We start from the raw sequence: 16,448 nt of genomic DNA on the forward strand, positions 1-16,448 counted from the left end.
TCCGTGAATTGGTGCAGGGTGCTTGTCGCCGGAATGGCTCTAAAACTGGCTTCAAAATTCCTCTTGCGGAACGCCGCCGTCCCGGCTTAGTCTCGGCTTCGCACAGAAAATGAAATTTAATTCCATTTGTGCGGTGCCCGCAAGCCAGTGCAGTGCCCAGGAAAAGTGCCCGGACGCAATCGACTGAGAAAATATTTGATATATCATCTACCAGAACGGAAATAGCTGACATGGTCCAGCAGACATCGATCCAGCCATCGGCGCCCTGGTTGCGGCTCGACGTCGACGATTCGGACTGGAACGACGCCGAGGTTTCGAGCCTGGTGCGCTGGTATCAGCAGATGCTGCTCATCCGCCGTTTCGAGGAAAAAGTGCTCGATCTCGCCAATGCCGGGCTGGTGCATGGTCCGGCGCATGCCAGCATCGGACAAGAGGCGACGGCGGTCGGCGCCATGTCCGTGCTCGGTACGGGCGACCGCATCAACGGCACCCACCGCGCCCATCACCAGGTCTTGGCCAAGCTTGTCAACGCGCAGACGCCCGGCGGATTCGACCCGTTGCATGACGCTTTCAACCCGGACATGCAGGGCTCGGTGCGCGGCTTGATGGCCGAGATCATGGGCCTCAAGTCAGGCTATTGCGGCGGCCGTGGCGGCTCGATGCATATGCGCGACGATGCCTCCGGCATCCCTGGCACCAGCGCGATCATTGGCGGCAACCTGCCGCATGCGGCCGGCTATGCGCTGGCCGACAAGCTGCTCGGTACCGGCAACATCTCGGTCGCCTTTTTCGGCGACGGCACGATGATGGCGGGGCCGGCCTATGAGGCGATGAACATCGCCGCGCTCTACCGGCTGCCGGTGATCTTTTTCGCCGAAAACAATCTCTATGCCGTCTCGACGCACATCAACGAGCAGACGCGCGAGACGCGGCTGGCCTCGCGCGGACCTATGCTCGGCTTTCGCGGCATCGAATGCGACGGCATGGATGTGGTGGCGGTCCACCATGCCATGCGCGAGGCGCGCCGGGCGATCGAGGAAGACGGTGGCCCGGTGCTGGTCGAGGCGCTTTGCTACCGCTTCCTGCATCAGAGCGGCGCGCGCCCGGGTAGCGAATTCGGCTACCGCACGCGGGCCGAGGAAGACGCCTGGAAAGCGCGCGATCCGCTGGTCACGATGGCGGCTCGCCTGAAGACGATGGGCATTTTGAACGCTTCCGACCTCGGCACACTCGACCAGCGCGTCATGGAGGTGGTCAACACCGCTGCCGATTCGCTCACCGAAATGAGTGGCAACGCGCTGGGCATTCCCGACCATCTGTGGCCAGACCCAGGCGGCGTCGACAACCAGATACGCGGTGATCTTTCCGAACTGAAGGGCGAGCGTTTCCTCGAGATCGAGGATATGCCGCCAGCCGACACCAGGCCGGTCAAGTTCATGGTTGCCGCGTCCGAGGTGATTGCGCGCGCCATGGAAAAGGATTCGCGCATCATTATCATGGGCGAGGATGTGCACCGGCTGCGCGGCGGCGTTTCGGGCGCCACAAAGGGTGCGCTGGAACGCTGGCCGGAGCGTGTACTGGCAATGCCCATCGCCGAGAACGGTTTTGTCGGCGTGGCGCTGGGTGCAGCGCTTTGCGGGCTGCGGCCTATCGTCGAGATCATGTTCGGCGATTTCTGCCTGGTTGCCGCCGACCAGCTGTTCAATGCGGTCAGCAAGGTGCGCCACATGTTCGGCGGCGGCTTCCCGGTGCCGATCGTGATCCGGGTGCGCGTCTCGCCGCACACCGGCTACGGCTCGCAGCATTCGGGCGATCCGTCTGGCCTGTTCGCGCTGTTTCCCGGCTGGCGCATCGTCGCCCCGACGACGCCCTTCGACTATATCGGCCTGATGAATTCGGCGCTGAAATGCGACGATCCGGTCGTCGTCATCGAGCATGTCGAACTGTTCCCGAGCGAAGGGCCTGTGCCTGCGGATGACCGCGATTATTGCGTGCGACTCGGCAAGGCGAAAACCGTCAGGCCGGGCAGTGCCTGCACCTTGCTCACCAGTGCCAGCATGGTCGCCGTCGCCAAGCAGGTGGTCGAGGAGACCGGCGTCGATGCCGAGATCATCGATCTGCGCAGCCTCGACCCGACCGGGCTCGACTGGCCGCTGGTGGAGGCCTCGATCCGCAAGACCAACCGGGTGGCCGTCGTCGAGCAGGTGCAGCGTGGACTGTCGCTTGGCGGACGGCTGACACAAGAGATTCAGGATCGCGTGTTCGACTATCTCGATCACGAGATCCTGCATGTGACGGGAAGCCTCTCGGCTCCCGTCGTATCGGCCCCGCTCAACCGCGCCGCACTGGGCGGCGCTGATAAGCTCAAGGCCGCGCTTCAATCCCTCATTGCCGTGGGTGGATAGAGCAACGCATTGCCACAAAGATCTGACAAGAAAATGGGAGAATGAAATGGACATGACGATCCTACCAAGAGCCAAGACCAGGGCGACGATGCTGGCGGCCGTGCTGCTGGCCACCAGCGCCTTCTGGGCGCCTGCCACCTTCGCGCAGGACAGCAAGCCGCTGGTCATTGCGCGTAACATCGACCTCAATTCGCTCGATCCGCACCGCGCCTTCTGCGACACCTGCCAGATCTACAATTCCAGCGTCTACGAATCGCTGCTGACGCTGGACAAGGACAACAAGCTGATCCCGCTGCTCGCCTCGAAGTGGGAAGGCAATGCCGACCAGAGCAGCTTCACCTTCACGCTCGACCCGGCCGCCAAATTCTCGGACGGTTCGCCTGTCGAAGCCAAGGACGTCAAATGGTCCTGGGAGCGGCTGAAGAACCTCAAGGGCAGCGCCTCGTTCCTGATGGACAATGTCGCCTCGATCGAGACTCCGGACGCGCATACGGTCGTCGTCAAGATGGTCGCGCCGAGCTCCGAATTCCTCAACATCGCGGCGGCGCCCTACGCAGCGGTCGTCAACAGCAAGGTTGCTTCCGAAGCCGGCGCCAAGGCCGATGCGGACGCCTCGACGACAGACAATGCCGAGGCCTGGTTCCTGGCCCATTCGGCCGGCAGCGCGCCGTTCGTGCTGAAATCCTATGAGCCCAATTCGGAACTGCGGCTGGCGCGCAACGACAAGTACTGGCGCACGGCGCCGGCGCTGAGCGAAGTCGTCATACGCCAGACCAAGGATGCGGTGGCGCAGGCGCAGATGCTGCAGAGCGGCACCGCCGATATCGCCATGCAGATCGACCCGGACACGGCCAAGACGATGACCGGCAGCGACGTCAAGATCGAGACCGTGCCGTCCTACAACTTCATCTATGTGGCGCTGTCGCCCGGCGCCAAGGCCAACAAGGTGCCGCTGACGCCCGAAGTGCGCGAGGCCATTTCGCTCGGTCTCGACCGTCCTGCTATCCTCGACTTCACCATCGGCTCCGAGGGTCAGCTGATCAGCGCGCCGATCCCGCTCGGCTTCCCCGGCGGTTCGGGCTTCGAGGCGCAGCCCTATGACGTTGCCAAGGCAAAGGAACTTCTGGCCAAGGCCGGACACGCCGACGGCTTCGAGATGGAGGCAGCGTTCCCCGGCATGAACGTCTACGGCGTCGATCTCTCGCTCTTGATGCAGAAGGTCCAGCAGGATCTGGCCAAGATCAACATCAAGCTCGACCTGCAGCCGATCCCCTTCGCCAATTGGCGCGAGCGCGTCAATGGCGACGGCATCCCGATGACGGCGGTGTTCTACGCGCCGGACTATTACGGCACCTCGCAATACATCGACTATTTCGCAATGACGAAGGGCAGCCCTTGGTCGCGCCGTGCCGGCGCGGAGCGCGACCCGTCGGTGCTCAACCCGAAGGAAGCGGATATCTACAAGGCAGCCCTTGCGGCAAGCGGCGACGAGGCCGCCAAGCTGTGGCACCAGGCCGGCGAGGAGATGATCAAGGACAGGATCATCCTGCCGCTGATCAGCCCGAACCTGATCCTGGCCTACAAGTCGGACGTCAAGGGCGTGCGCTACAGCGCCTGCTGCAACCTGCCGCTGGCAGAACTCAGCCACTGAGCAAAACAATACGGGGAGGCGACAGTCGCCTCCCTGTTCTCCATCCCGGAAGGCCAGCAAATCCTGTTCTTCCAACATCAAATTCAATATATGATATATCAATGAGCGGAGACCTCGTCATGCCTTCCCTGATCAACTCCAAGGACCAGTTGCTGCGCGAGCGTGCGGCCTCGGTCATTCCGGGCGGCATGTGGGGACACATGGCGACGCGCTATCTCGGCTCCGCCTATCCACAATTCTTCGAACGCGCCGACGGCTGCCGGGTCTGGGACGTCGACGGGCACGAATACATCGACCTGATGTGCAGTTGGGGGCCCAACATTCTCGGCCACCATCATCAAGCAGTCGAAGAGGCTGCCGCCCGGCAGCGTCGCCTCGGCGATGCGATGAACGGCCCCGGCGAGGTATTGGTCGAACTGGCGGAGCTGCTGGTCAAGACGGTCGCGCATGCCGACTGGGCAATGCTGCAGAAGAACGGCACCGACGCCACCACGGCCTGCGTGACGATCGCGCGCGCCGGCACCGGCCGACGCAAGGTGCTGGTCGCGCGCGGCTCCTACCACGGTGCCGTGCCGTGGTGCACGCCATCGCTGGCCGGCGTCACCGCCGAGGACCGCGCCCATCTGATCCATTTCGACTACAATGACGTCGCCAGCCTCGAAGTGGCCGTCGAGCAGGCCGGCAACGATCTCGCTGCTGTCGTCGTCACTGCCTTCCGGCACGACATCGCCCGCGACCAGGAACTGCCGACCGCCGCCTTCGCCAAACGGGCGCGCGAACTCACCACCGCTGCCGATGCGGCATTGATCGTCGACGATGTGCGCGCCGGCTTCCGCATCGACCTCGCCGGCAGCTGGGAGCCGCTCGGCGTACGGCCGGACCTGTCCGCCTTCTCGAAGGCGATCGCCAATGGCTATCCGCTGGCCGCCATCGCAGGCACCGACCGGTTTCGCGAAGCCGCGACCAAGGTCTATGTGACGGGTTCTTTCTGGTACGGCGCCGTCGCAATGGCCGCGGCGATCGCTACCATCAGCACGCTGCGCGATACCGACGCCGTCACCCACATGACACAGGCCGGCGACAGGCTGCGCTCAGGCCTCGATGCTGCAGCGAAGAAGCATGGTCTTTCGCTGCGACAGACAGGTCCGGTGTCGATGCCGATGGTGCTGTTCGACGGCGATGCCGAATTCAAGCTAGCCAACGCATTCTGCTCGGCCGCCTTGCGCGAAGGCGCTTATTTCCATCCCCGGCACAACATGTTCCTGAGTGCTGCGCACACCGCAAAAGATATAGATCTCGCCCTGCAGGCTGCCGATGCGGGCATGGCCGCCGCGGCGCAGGTGGCGTGACCGGCGCCAATGCGGTGGAAAGGAACAAACTGTTCAGCCGGTGGCCGACACCAGTCGGCCGTTCTGCGCAGCGCGGCGCAGTTCCTCCGGCGTGACCGCGCCGTCGTTCAGCCGTTCGAGAACCTTGACCAGCAGGCGGCCGCCTTCGATCATGTCCTGCTGAATGCCCTTGCGCACACCGTTCTCGTCGCGCGCCCGCAGCGCTTCAAGAATGTCGAGATGCCGGTGGCGGCCGTCATAGGTCGGCCGGGCGTGAGGGTACTGGTAGTTCACCAGCGGTCCGTTGCGCAGCCAGATTCCCTCAATGATGGCCAGCAGCTCCGGCATTTGCGCCGCCTGGTAGATGGAGTGATGGAATTCCCAATTGTCGCGGACGGCTTCGAACCAGCGGCCATTGTCCTCGTTCGCAATGAGTTTCTCATGCACCGCCGCCAGACGGTCGATCTCGCGCGGCTCGATGCGCGTCGTTGCCGCGGCACCCGCCATGCCTTCGAGATGCAGCCTGATGCTGCGCAGTTCCAGATACTGAGCCAGCGACAGCTGGGCGACGGTGATCGAACGGCCGGCCTCCATCTCCAGGCCTTTTTCGCGCACCAACTGCATCAGCGCCTCGCGCACCGGCGTCTCAGACACCTGAAGGCTGGCGGCAAGGTCGCGGATCTTGAAGCGATGGCCCGGCCAGAAACGGCCTTCCATCATGGCACGGCGAAGCTCCTCATAGACACGCGTCGTCAGATTGTCGCGCGCGATCGGCGCGATAGAAGCAGTCACATCCGCTCTCCGTTCTTGCAACAGCGCAGGCGTCGCCTGCGTCGCGTGGCTTGTGTATATGATACCACGAATGGCCTGACCACCGACATGAGACAAGCCGCCCCGAAACCGGCAGACATGAGACGGGCCGCATGACCGCGTCGATGCCTTCCTTGCTGTTCGGCGCCATTGCCGACGATCTGACCGGCGGCACCGAGCTGGCGTCGATGCTGGTCGCGCGCGGCATTCCGACGGGATGCACGGTCGGGCTGGACGCGCCGATCCCATCAGGCAATCTTGCCCATGTGATCCTGCTGAAGACCCGCGTCATCGCAGCCAGCGATGCGGTGCGCCAGGTGCTGGAGGCCGCGGACCGGCTGGTCGAAGCTGGCGCGCGGCAGATCTTCTTCAAATATTGCGCCACCTTCGATTCGACGCCCGCGGGCAATATCGGTCCTTGCGCCGAAGCGCTGCTCGAGCGCCTTGGCGGCGGCGTCACACTGTTCGCCCCCGCGCTGTGTGAGACTGGGCGCACCGTCTATCAGGGGCATATGTTCGGCGGTCCCCAGCTGCTTGCTGAGTCGCCCAAGCGCTTCGATCCGCTGACGCCGATGACCGATTCCAATCTGGTTCGCGTGCTGCAGGCGCAGAGCAGGGGCAAGGTCGGGCTGGTGCCCTATCTCGTCGTCGACGCCGGCGCTGGAGCCATCCGGAGCGCTATAGGAGAGCAAAGCAGGCGCGGCGAGACGCTGCTGGTCACCGACACCATCCGCGAGCGCGATCTGGCGGCGATCGCGGAAGCCACCTTCGACCTGCCGCTGATGACCGGCAATTCCTCAGTCGCCGCGCATCTGCCACCGGCCTGGCTCACGCATGGGCTGCTGGATTCAGGCGATCTCGTTGCCGCCAGCCTGCCGGCCGTCGAAGGGCCGGCAGCGGTGCTGGCCGGCAGCGTCGCCGACCGCACCATCGAACAGCTCGAGCGTTTTGCGCAAAACAATCCACTGCTGACGATTGACCTTGCCAGCGCCTTTGCCGGCGCCGATGTCATGGCCGAAGCGCGTACCTTCGCCCAACGGCATTTGCCCGGCGCGATGATCGCCATTGCTACGACAGCGCCGCAAGCGACCGTCGAAGCGCTGCAGCAGGCGCATGGCCGCGATATGGTGGCGGCAAGGGCGGAAGAGATCCTGGCCGGGATTGCCCAGATTCTGGTGCGCGAACTCGGCGTCCGCCGGCTCGTCGTCGCCGGCGGCGAGACCGCCGGTTCGGTGGTGAAGGCGCTCGGCATCGACCGGATCGCCATGGGCGCCTATGAGGGCCCCGGACTGTCGCGCGCCATCGCTCACCTCCCCGGCCGGCCCTCCGATCCGCTGGCGCTGATGCTGAAATCGGGAAAGCTCGGCGGCCCCGATATCTTCACCGACGTTCTGCAAGACATGACACGGCCGAGCACTATTGCGCCGGCGATCGACACATGGCCACCGGCAAGGAGAGCATCGTGATGGAACTCGAAATCGAACGCACGAGCCTGATCACCACGACGCAGACGCTGGACGCCAGCGGGATGAATGTCGGCACCACCGGAAACATCAGCGTGCGCACGACAGGCGGCATGCTGATCACGCCGACGGGAATAGCCACAAGCGCCTTGCGGCCGGAGCAAATGGTGGCGATGCAGCTCGATGGATCCTGGGACGCTGCGTTCCGGCCGTCGAGCGAATGGGAGATGCACGCCGAAATCTACAAGGCGTTTCCCGAGGCCGGCGCCGTCGTGCATGCCCATCCCGACCATTGCGTGGCGCTGTCGTGCCTGCGTGAACCGCTGCCACTGTTCCACTACATGGTGGCGGGCTTCGGCGGCGATGATGTGCGCTGCTCGGACTATGCGCTTTTCGCGTCAAGCGAACTGGCCAAGGTTGCCGTCGTCGCGCTCAAGGACCGCACGGCTTGCCTGCTCGCCAATCATGGCATGATCGCCTTCGGCGGCGATCTCGACACGGCGCTCATCCGCACCATCAAGCTGGAAACCCTGGCGCGGCAGTACCTTTTGGCGCGCAGCGCCGGCACGCCGGTGCTCATCGAGGGCAGCGAGATCCCCGCCATTCGCGGGCGCTACAAGAATTACGGCCAGCAGAAGTAGCCGGCCGAGCAATTCCAGAAAAGGTGAAGCGGTTTCCCGGGAAAAGCGCATAGCGCTTTCCCCAGGGGATTGCCCCAAAACAAGGAACGGCTCTTCGCCCTGTTGAAGAACCATTCAGTCGACCTGCAAATGCGAGACGAAGGCCCGTCAAGCTCCATGAAGATCAGGCGGGGATCGGTTCGGCGGCCGGCGTATAGACGCCGATGGCGCCGGTGCCGATCAGCTGGTCGATGATCTCGGCGCTATAGCCGAGCACGTCGGCCAGCACGGCCGCTGTGTCCTGGCCCAGCATCGGCGGCGCGGTGAAGTCCGCGGTCAGCTGCGCGGCAAGTCCCTGCGCCGGGCGCACCATGGCGACGGAGCCGAGATGCGGATGCGGCAAGGTCTGGACGAGGCCACGCTCGCGCACATTGGGACTGTCGAAGACTTCCGGTATCGATTTTACCGTGCCGGCCGGCACGCTGGCGGCGGCACAGGTGGCCATCCAGTGGTCACGTGGCTTGGTCTTGAAGACGGCGGCTAGTTGCGGGATCAGCGCCTCACGGTTGGTGGCGCGCGCCCCTGCTTTGATGAAGCGCGAATCCCCAGCCAGATGTGGCAGATCAACGACCTTCTCGCACAGCGCCGCGAACTGGCGGTCATTGCCGACCGCCAGCGCAAAGCTGCCATCGGAGGCTTCGAATATCTGATAGGGAACGACCGTCGGATGGGCATTGCCGTAGCGGGCGACCTCTTGGCCGGTGTTAAGGTAACCGCTGCCGACATTGATCAGCAGGCTGAGCGCGCAGTCGATCAGCGACAGGTCGAGGAACTGGCCCTTGCCGGTCGTCGCGCGCTCGTAAAGCGCCGCCAGGATCGACTGCGTGGCGACCATGCCGCAGACGATATCGGTGATGGCGACGCCGACACGCATCGGTTCGCCATTGCTCTCGCCGGTGATGGCCATGAGGCCGCTTTCGGCCTGCATGACGAAATCATAGCCGGGCCGTCCGGCATCGGGCCCGGTCTGGCCGTAGCCGGAGATCGAACAGTAGATCAGCCGCGGATTTGACGCGCTGAGCTCCTTGAAACCGACGCCGAGCCTATCGGCGGTACCTGAGCGGAAATTCTCGACGACGATGTCGGCCTTCGCCGCCAGCTCGCGCACGATCGCCAACCCCTGCGGGCTTTTCATGTCGAGCGCGATGCTCTGCTTGCCGCGATTGGCGCAGAGATAGTAGGTCGAGACACCCTTGTAGCTCGGCACCGACCACGCCCTGGTGTCGTCGCCGCCGTCGATGTTCTCGATCTTCCAGATCTCGGCGCCGAGATCGGCAAGGCTCATCGTTGCCCACGGCCCGGCCAGCACACGCGAGAGATCGAGAACCTTGATGCCTTCGAGCGGCAAGCGCGCGGGTTCTGCCGTACCGGCATTCGCGGAATGGTCCTCAGTCACGATCAAAATTCCTTCGGGTGAATTCGGCAGGCTACTCAGACAGCCCTGAAAGTGTTGACCGGCTCCGGGAAATGGCAGGCGACCCGATGCGAACCACCGGCCGGATCGAGCGGCGGTTCGACGGCAGCGCAGATCGCCTGCGCCTTGAAGCAGCGCGTGCGGAAGCGGCAGCCGGATGGCGGGTTGAGCGGGCTCGGCACATCGCCGCTCAGCACGATGCGCTCGCGCTTGCGCTCCTTCTCGGGATTGGCGAGCGGCACCGCCGACAGCAGCGCCTGGGTGTAGGGATGCAGCGCCCTCGAATAGAGTTCGGCCGCCGGCGCGATCTCGACGATCTTGCCGAGATACATCACCGCCACCTGATGCGAGATGTGGCGCACGACGGACAGATCATGCGCGATGAACAGATAGGAGGTGCCGAAGGATTGCTGGATGTCCTTGAGCAAATTGAGCACGCCGGCCTGCACCGAAACGTCGAGGGCCGAAACCGGCTCGTCGAGGATCACCACTTGCGGATTGAGTGCCAGCGCGCGGGCAATGACGACGCGCTGGCGCTGGCCGCCGGACAGTTCGTGCGGATAGCGCTTGCCATGCTCGGGATTGAGCCGCACCAGTTCGAGCAATTCGGCGACGCGCGCGCGGCGGTCGGTCGCCGACATGTCGCTCATGCGCAGCGGCTCGGCGATGTTGTCGGCAATGCGCATGCGCGGATGCAGCGACCCGTAGGGATCCTGGAAGACGAGCTGGATGTAGCGCCGCATCAGGCGCATGTCTTCGTGATTGAGCGCGAGCAGGTTCTGGCCACGGAACCAGCTTTCGCCGCTGGTCGGCTCGATCAGCCGCATCAGGCAGCGCCCGAGGGTCGACTTGCCGCAACCGGATTCACCGACCAGACCCAGCGTTTCGCCCGGTGCTACGTCGAACGAGACATCGGCGACCGCACGGACATGGGCAACGGCACGGTCGAAGACGAGGCCGCCGCGAACCGGAAAGTCCTTGACGAGATGGCGAACAGAAAGCGCAGCCGCCGGTTTGGTTTCCGCCTGGAGTTGCTCCGCTGCGCTCATGAGGCCACGTCTCCACTGTCCAGGCTCGCCGCCGCCAGCACAGCACTGTGGAAGGGCGGCAAGGTCGTCGCGAAATGACAGGCCGAGAACCGGCCGCCGACATCGTGCAAAGGCGGGTCCTCGGTCCGGCAGCGTGCCGCGGCATAAATGCAGCGCGGATGGAAGGCGCAGCCGCCCGGCAAGCGCCCAAGTGCGGGCGGCGAACCGTCGATCGAGAACAGCCGCTCGCGGCTTTCCTCGAGGTTGGGGATCGAGGCGATCAGGCCACGCGTGTAAGGATGGCGCGGATCGGCGAACAGCTCGGATACGCCTGCCTGTTCGACGACACGGCCGGAATAGACGACCGCGACGCGGTCGGCATGGCCGGCGACGACGCCGAGATCATGGGTGATCAGCACCAGGCCGAGGCCGAGCCGTTCCTGCAGCGAGCGCAGCACGGCCAGGATCTGTGCCTGCACCGTGACATCGAGCGCCGTGGTCGGTTCGTCGGCAATCAACAGGTCAGGATCGTTGGCGACGGCCATGGCGATCACCGCGCGTTGGCGCATGCCGCCGGAGAATTCATGCGGATACTGGTTGACCCGGCGCTCCGGCTGCGGGATCGCCACCAGATGGAGCAATTCGACCGCGCGCGTCATCGCCTGTTTGCGTGTCACGCGCTGATGCAGCCTGACCGCCTCGGCAATCTGGGCGCCGACGGTCATCACCGGATTGAGCGAGGACAGCGGGTCCTGAAAAATCATGGCGATGCGCGCGCCCCTGATCTTGCGCATCTCGCGCGCCGGTTTGCCGACCAGTTCGTCGCCGTTGAAGCGGACCGAGCCGGTGACCACCGCGTTCTTTGACGTGAGGCCGAGCGCGGCGAGCATGCCGACGGACTTGCCCGAGCCGGACTCACCGACAATGCCGACCACTTCGCCCTTGGCGACGTCGAGGTCGATCCCGCGAACCGCTTCGAACTGACTGCCGGCCTTGCGGAATCCGACCCGCAGACCGCGTATGGACAGCAGCGGCTCGCGCTCGCCCACCTTGTCGACTGCGCCCGGTGGCGCTGAGGAAATCTGTGCGCTCATCGCCTAGTCCGACCTTGGATCGAGAATGTCGCGCAAGCCGTCGCCTATGAAGTTAAAGCCGAGCACGATGGTGAGGATGGCGACGCCGGGACCGAAGGCGATCCACCATTGATAGAAATGAACGGCGCCATCGGAGATCATCGAGCCCCATTCGGGTGTCGGCGGCGTGGCGCCGAGGCCGATGAAGCTGAGCGACGCGGCAAGCAGCACGACCTGGCCGAGATCCATGGTTGCGCTGATCAGCACCGGGGTCCAGCAAAGCGGCAATATGTGCGTGAACAGCACGCGCCGCGGCCTGGCGCCGGCGGCGATTGCCGCCTCGACATGCTCGCGCTCCTTCACCTCCAATACCTGCGCCCGCATCAGCCGGGCGTAGACGGGCCACCAGACGAGCACCATGGCTATGGCGGCATTGCCGAGGCCTGGTCCGAGCGACGCCGCGACGGCCATGGCCAGCAGCATCGGCGGAAAGGACAGAGTGACGTCAACAAGCCGCATGATCGCCGCGCCGGTCAATCCGCCGACGAAGCCGGAAATGGCGCCGAGCAGCGAGCCTATGATCACTGCAGAGACGACGACCAGAACCGCGATCGGCAGCGAATGCGCGGCCCCGTGCAGAGTGCGGGCCAGCACATCGCGGCCGAGTGCGTCGGTACCCAGCCAATGCGCCCAGCTTGGCGCCTGAAGCCGGCGTGCGACCATTTCGAGCGGATCGAACTGCACGACCAGGTTGGCGAATACGGTCATGAACAGCCAGAACAGGATGACGACCGTGCCGATGACCAATGGCGCGGTCAGCCATTCGGGAACCGTCGAGGAGCGGGACTTGGTGACGACGACTGCCATCAGCTCAACCTCACGCGCGGATTGGCCACGACATAGAGTATGTCGGTGATAAGGTTGGTGACCAGGAAGGCGAGACCACCGACGATGGTGACGCCGATGATCGCCGGGAAGTCGAGCGCACGCGCTGCCTCCACGGCATAGGATCCCATGCCCGGCCAGGAGAAGATGGTTTCGGTCAGCACCGCGCCGGTGATCAGATAGGCGAAGGAATAGCCGATGACGGTCAGGGTCGGCACCATGGTGTTGCGCAGCGCATGGACGATGACGACGCGGAATTCGCTCGCCCCCTTGGCGCGCGCGGTGAGCACGAACTCGCGGCTCATCACATCAAGCATGTTGGCGCGCACCAGCCGCGATATGGTGCCCGAAACCGTCCAGCCGAGGACGAAGGCCGGCAGAAGCAGGTGCCAGAGCGCGTCCTTGAGGACGGTCCAGTCGCCAGCCAGAAGCGAATCGATGGTCAGGAAGCCGGTGATGCCGGGCGGCAATGCCAAGCGGGCATCGACCCTGCCCGGCCCCGGCAACCAGTTCAGCATGACGGAGAAGATGAACAACAGGCCGAGCCCCGACCAGAACACCGGCAGCGAAGAGCCGAACAAGGCGAACAGCCGCGCGCCATGGTCGATCAGGCTGTTGCGGAAATAGGCGGCCAGCACACCAAGCACGATGCCGAGCGTGGTGCCGAAGATCATCGCGGCGAAAACCAGTTCGAGCGTTGCCGGCAAGCGGTAGAGAATGTCGGTGCCGACATTGCGCTTGGTGATGAAAGAGGTGCCAAGATCGCCGCTCAGCAGATTACCAAGATATATCATATAGCGTTCCGGCAAAGGACGATCGAGACCCCAACGCGTCTTGGCGGCGGCCACCACTTCGGGGTTGCTCATCTGCTGTTCGGCGACAATCGCGGTCAGCGGATCCCCCTTGGTCACCGTGGTGATCAGGAAGGCGATGGTGACGATGCCGAGCACCAGAAACGGCATTGCGATAAGCCGGCGCAAAATATAGCGAGACACGTGGCTACCTTCACAAGGAGGGGCTTTGTAAGATGGCACAAGGCGCTGGGACATGCCATCGACGGAAACATATTGACAGCCCGCGAAAGCCGCTGTCAATATAAATGGAATTTAATTTCATTTTTGATCGACAGTGCCGACGTCACCGGCCCGACAGGCGGACGACGACGCCAGAAAGACCTCAGCGTGCGCAAGCGAGCCACCAGGGACGAGACGGAGCTTGAAGGCGAAGGCGCACAGCTTTCGTCGTCGCTGGTGCGCGGGCTCGGCATCCTGCGCGCCTTTCGGCCGGGCGACGCCTCGCTCGGCAACCAGGACATCATTGCCCGCACCGGCCTGCCCAAAGCCACGGTGTCGCGCATCACCTATACGCTGAGCGCGCTCGGCTACCTCCTGTACGACAAGGATCTCGGCCGCTACAGCCTGGGGTCGGCTACCGTGGCGCTCGGCTATTCGGCGCTCAGTTCAAGCGCCGTCGTGCACGTCGCCCGGCCGCTGATGCAGCCGCTGGCCGATTTGACGGGGGCGGCGGTGGCGCTCGGCACGCGCGACAGCCTCAACATGGTGTATCTCGCCAATTGCCGGTCGGAGAGCCTTGTCACGCTGCGGCTCAACCCGGGCTCCTATCTGCCGATCTGGAAGACATCGATGGGGCTGGCCTATGCGGCGGCCCTTTCACCCGAGGAGCGCGTCAGCCTTGTACGGGCTTTGCAGGAGGCGGAGCCGGACAAGGCAGCGATGATCGCGGCGGCGATCGACGATGCGATCGCCCAATATGCACGCCAGGGCTATGTGACGTCGTTCGGCGCCTGGCACAGCTACATCCATGCAGTCGGCGTGCCGTTCCGCCCGCGTGACGGCTCGCCGCTGGTTGCCATCACCTGCGGCGGCATCGGCGAGATCATCACCGAGGACCGCGCGCATGCCGAGATCGGACCGGCGCTGGTGGCGATGGTGAAAGCACTGGGCGACCAACTCGAGGGAATTCCCGTGTAATCCCGGCACGGGATTGGCCCAGACGATCGGGCTGCATGCCGGCTTGAACTTGCCTGGTGGGGGCAGCACAGTCGCCGCCGATGGCATGGCGCTCGCGTTGTCAGTCCATCGGGTTCGGGTGACGGGGGGAGATCGGATGCCGATGAATTTTGCAGGACGGTTCAGCGACCGGGTGGCGGTCATCACCGGTGGCGCATCGGGCATTGGTCTGGCGGTGGCGCAGAGGATTGTCGAAGAAGGCGGACGGGTTTCGGTCTGGGATCGCGATCCCGCCCAGATCGAACAGGCCAAGGCCGTCATCCCCAGTCTTCACGGCATCGCTATCGACGTTGCCGATGCCGCAGGCGTGGAGCGCGCTGCCCGGTCAACGCTCGAAGCGCTTGGCGGTGTCGATATCCTGGTCACCAGCGCGGCGATCACCGGGCCGAACATGACGACCTGGAACTATTCGGCGGAAGATTGGCAGAAGGTCATCGACATCAACATCAACGGCGTCTTCTACTGCAACAAGGCGCTCGTGCCGCACATGCTCGAGCGCAACTATGGCCGCATCGTCAACATCGCCTCGATCGCCGGCAAGGAAGGCAATCCCAACGCCTCCGCCTACAGCACGTCCAAGGCCGCGGTGATCGGCCTGACCAAGTCGCTCGGCAAGGAACTGGCCAAGACCGGGGTGACGGTCAATTGCGTCACGCCGGCGGCCGTGCGCACCGCGATCTTCAAGCAGATGAGCCAGGAGCACATCGACTTCATGCTGTCCAAGATACCGATGGCGCGCTTTGGCGAGGTCGACGAGGTGGCGGCGCTGATCTGCTGGATCGCCTCGGAAGAGTGTTCGTTCACGACGGCCGCCGTGTTCGACGTTTCCGGCGGCCGCGCCACCTACTGAGGCAGAACGAATCTCAATTCCACGTGACGGTGCAACGGACGGAGCATGCGGGCGTATAGTTGGACGCCTCGAAGCGACAAGTCGCGACAAGGTAGCGGGAACCATGACACGGAATGCAGCCGTCAGGCGGGAGTTTGCTACTTTTGCTTAGAGCCGAATCTGCCGCACTGTCCGACGATGAGCTTCTGGACCGCTATCAGCGCGCCGCCTTCGATTATTTCCTCGATAACGTGAACCCCGAAAACGGACTGGTCGCGGACACATCGCGGCCGAATTCGCCGGCCAGCATCGCTGTCGTCGGCTTCGCGCTGTCCAGCTATCCGATCGGCGTCGAGCGCGGCTGGATGACGCGCGATGCCGCCGCGAAGCTGACGCTGGCCGCGCTGCGTTTCTTCTCGACCAGCCGGCAAGGCAATAGCGACGACGTCACCGGCCATAAGGGTTTTTACTACCACTTCCTCGATATGCGGACCGGCCTGCGCGTCTGGCGCTGCGAACTGTCGATGGTGGATACGGCGTTGCTGATATCAGGCATGCTGGTGGCGAGCGCTTATTTCTCCGGTGACGATGACGAGGAAGCCGAAATCCGCCAACTGGCCGAGGCGCTCTACCGGCGCGTCGACTGGCGGTGGGCACAAGGTTCAAGCCCGACCCTGCGGCAAGGCTGGAAGCCAAAGAGCGGCTTTCTGCACTATGGCTGGGAGGGCTACAACGAAGCGACGATCCTCTACGTGCTGTCGATGGCCTCGCCTGACAGTCCAACCTCGGATAACAGCTACGAGGGCTGGACGGCGACCTATCAGTGGGAAAACATCTACGGCTACGACGTGC

General features: G+C 64.2%; 14 protein-coding genes. 8 read left to right on the forward strand and 6 right to left on the reverse strand.

The window, feature by feature from the left end:
• Nucleotides 1-230 precede the first annotated feature (230 nt).
• From ENZ74_RS04775 to ENZ74_RS04785, 3 genes are all read left to right on the forward strand, one after another.
• Nucleotides 231-2,405: an alpha-ketoacid dehydrogenase subunit alpha/beta gene (locus tag ENZ74_RS04775; protein ID WP_063169872.1), complete on the forward strand. Its 2,175-nt coding sequence runs from the start codon at nucleotides 231-233 to the stop codon at nucleotides 2,403-2,405.
• An 88-nt stretch (nucleotides 2,406-2,493) separates the two neighbouring features.
• On the forward strand, nucleotides 2,494-4,056 hold the full coding sequence (locus tag ENZ74_RS04780; RefSeq protein ID WP_164747171.1) for an ABC transporter substrate-binding protein: 1,563 nt from the start codon (nucleotides 2,494-2,496) through the stop codon (nucleotides 4,054-4,056).
• A 119-nt stretch (nucleotides 4,057-4,175) separates the two neighbouring features.
• Nucleotides 4,176-5,405 (forward strand): aminotransferase class III-fold pyridoxal phosphate-dependent enzyme, encoded by a 1,230-nt coding sequence (locus ENZ74_RS04785; protein ID WP_082826632.1) that lies wholly within the window; start codon nucleotides 4,176-4,178, stop codon nucleotides 5,403-5,405.
• A 33-nt stretch (nucleotides 5,406-5,438) separates the two neighbouring features.
• Here the strand turns inward: ENZ74_RS04785 and ENZ74_RS04790 are convergent, their stop codons facing one another.
• Nucleotides 5,439-6,176: a GntR family transcriptional regulator gene (locus tag ENZ74_RS04790; RefSeq protein ID WP_013528131.1), complete on the reverse strand. Its 738-nt coding sequence runs from the start codon at nucleotides 6,174-6,176 to the stop codon at nucleotides 5,439-5,441.
• A gap of 131 nt (nucleotides 6,177-6,307) precedes the next feature.
• Between ENZ74_RS04790 and otnK the strand changes: the two genes are divergently transcribed.
• Both otnK and ENZ74_RS04800 read left to right on the forward strand, forming a co-directional pair.
• Nucleotides 6,308-7,660, forward strand: a complete 1,353-nt coding sequence (gene otnK / locus ENZ74_RS04795; RefSeq protein ID WP_063169871.1) for a 3-oxo-tetronate kinase — start codon at nucleotides 6,308-6,310, stop codon at nucleotides 7,658-7,660.
• The gene (locus ENZ74_RS04800; protein WP_063170446.1) at nucleotides 7,660-8,298 is read left to right on the forward strand and encodes a class II aldolase/adducin family protein; all 639 of its coding nucleotides are present in this window, start codon (nucleotides 7,660-7,662) and stop codon (nucleotides 8,296-8,298) included. Before otnK ends, ENZ74_RS04800 begins: the two co-directional genes overlap by 1 nt.
• A gap of 163 nt (nucleotides 8,299-8,461) precedes the next feature.
• Here ENZ74_RS04800 and ENZ74_RS04805 read toward each other — a convergent pair whose 3' ends face one another.
• Genes ENZ74_RS04805 through ENZ74_RS04825 form a run of 5 tightly spaced genes read right to left on the reverse strand, consistent with a single transcriptional unit; the run spans nucleotide 8,462 to nucleotide 13,732 of the window.
• A complete protein-coding gene (locus tag ENZ74_RS04805) occupies nucleotides 8,462-9,733 on the reverse strand; it encodes a CaiB/BaiF CoA-transferase family protein (protein WP_063170445.1) in 1,272 nt (423 codons plus the stop codon).
• Between the two features lie 35 nt (nucleotides 9,734-9,768).
• On the reverse strand, nucleotides 9,769-10,800 hold the full coding sequence (locus ENZ74_RS04810) for a dipeptide ABC transporter ATP-binding protein (protein ID WP_013528135.1): 1,032 nt from the start codon (nucleotides 10,798-10,800) through the stop codon (nucleotides 9,769-9,771).
• The gene (locus ENZ74_RS04815) at nucleotides 10,797-11,873 is read right to left on the reverse strand and encodes an ABC transporter ATP-binding protein (RefSeq protein WP_082826631.1); all 1,077 of its coding nucleotides are present in this window, start codon (nucleotides 11,871-11,873) and stop codon (nucleotides 10,797-10,799) included. The genes ENZ74_RS04810 and ENZ74_RS04815 overlap by 4 nt, the downstream gene beginning before the upstream one ends.
• A gap of 3 nt (nucleotides 11,874-11,876) precedes the next feature.
• Nucleotides 11,877-12,722: an ABC transporter permease gene (locus ENZ74_RS04820; protein WP_024501859.1), complete on the reverse strand. Its 846-nt coding sequence runs from the start codon at nucleotides 12,720-12,722 to the stop codon at nucleotides 11,877-11,879.
• Complete coding sequence (locus ENZ74_RS04825; RefSeq protein ID WP_063169870.1) at nucleotides 12,719-13,732, reverse strand: ABC transporter permease; 1,014 nt, start codon at nucleotides 13,730-13,732, stop codon at nucleotides 12,719-12,721. The genes ENZ74_RS04820 and ENZ74_RS04825 overlap by 4 nt, the downstream gene beginning before the upstream one ends.
• A gap of 186 nt (nucleotides 13,733-13,918) precedes the next feature.
• Here ENZ74_RS04825 and ENZ74_RS04830 point away from each other — a divergent pair, with 186 nt between their 5' ends.
• The 3 genes from ENZ74_RS04830 to ENZ74_RS04840 form a co-directional block, all read left to right on the forward strand.
• Nucleotides 13,919-14,728 carry an IclR family transcriptional regulator gene (locus ENZ74_RS04830; protein ID WP_013528139.1) on the forward strand — a complete coding sequence of 270 codons (810 nt, stop codon included), beginning with the start codon at nucleotides 13,919-13,921 and terminating at the stop codon, nucleotides 14,726-14,728.
• 136 nt (nucleotides 14,729-14,864) lie between these two features.
• The gene (locus ENZ74_RS04835) at nucleotides 14,865-15,617 is read left to right on the forward strand and encodes an SDR family NAD(P)-dependent oxidoreductase (protein WP_013528140.1); all 753 of its coding nucleotides are present in this window, start codon (nucleotides 14,865-14,867) and stop codon (nucleotides 15,615-15,617) included.
• Nucleotides 15,618-15,760: 143 nt separating this feature from the next.
• The coding region (locus tag ENZ74_RS04840; RefSeq protein ID WP_281059700.1) for a glucoamylase family protein at nucleotides 15,761-16,448 on the forward strand (688 nt) is incomplete at its 3' end.

It is taken from the genome of Mesorhizobium sp. M7A.F.Ca.CA.002.15.2.1, assembly GCF_003998715.1.
GTDB classification, from domain to species: domain Bacteria; phylum Pseudomonadota; class Alphaproteobacteria; order Rhizobiales; family Rhizobiaceae; genus Mesorhizobium; species Mesorhizobium ciceri.

Bases quoted from the DNA above. Each gene is read 5' to 3' on its own strand.
- ENZ74_RS04775 (WP_063169872.1), top strand. From the start codon at position 231: ATGGTCCAGCAGACATCGATCCAGCCATCGGCGCCCTGGTTGCGGCTC.
- ENZ74_RS04780 (WP_164747171.1), top strand. From the start codon at position 2,494: ATGCTGGCGGCCGTGCTGCTGGCCACCAGCGCCTTCTGGGCGCCTGCC.
- ENZ74_RS04785 (WP_082826632.1), top strand. From the start codon at position 4,176: ATGCCTTCCCTGATCAACTCCAAGGACCAGTTGCTGCGCGAGCGTGCG.
- otnK (WP_063169871.1), top strand. From the start codon at position 6,308: ATGACCGCGTCGATGCCTTCCTTGCTGTTCGGCGCCATTGCCGACGAT.
- ENZ74_RS04800 (WP_063170446.1), top strand. From the start codon at position 7,660: ATGGAACTCGAAATCGAACGCACGAGCCTGATCACCACGACGCAGACG.
- ENZ74_RS04810 (WP_013528135.1), bottom strand. From the start codon at position 10,800: ATGAGCGCAGCGGAGCAACTCCAGGCGGAAACCAAACCGGCGGCTGCG.
- ENZ74_RS04815 (WP_082826631.1), bottom strand. From the start codon at position 11,873: ATGAGCGCACAGATTTCCTCAGCGCCACCGGGCGCAGTCGACAAGGTG.
- ENZ74_RS04835 (WP_013528140.1), top strand. From the start codon at position 14,865: ATGCCGATGAATTTTGCAGGACGGTTCAGCGACCGGGTGGCGGTCATC.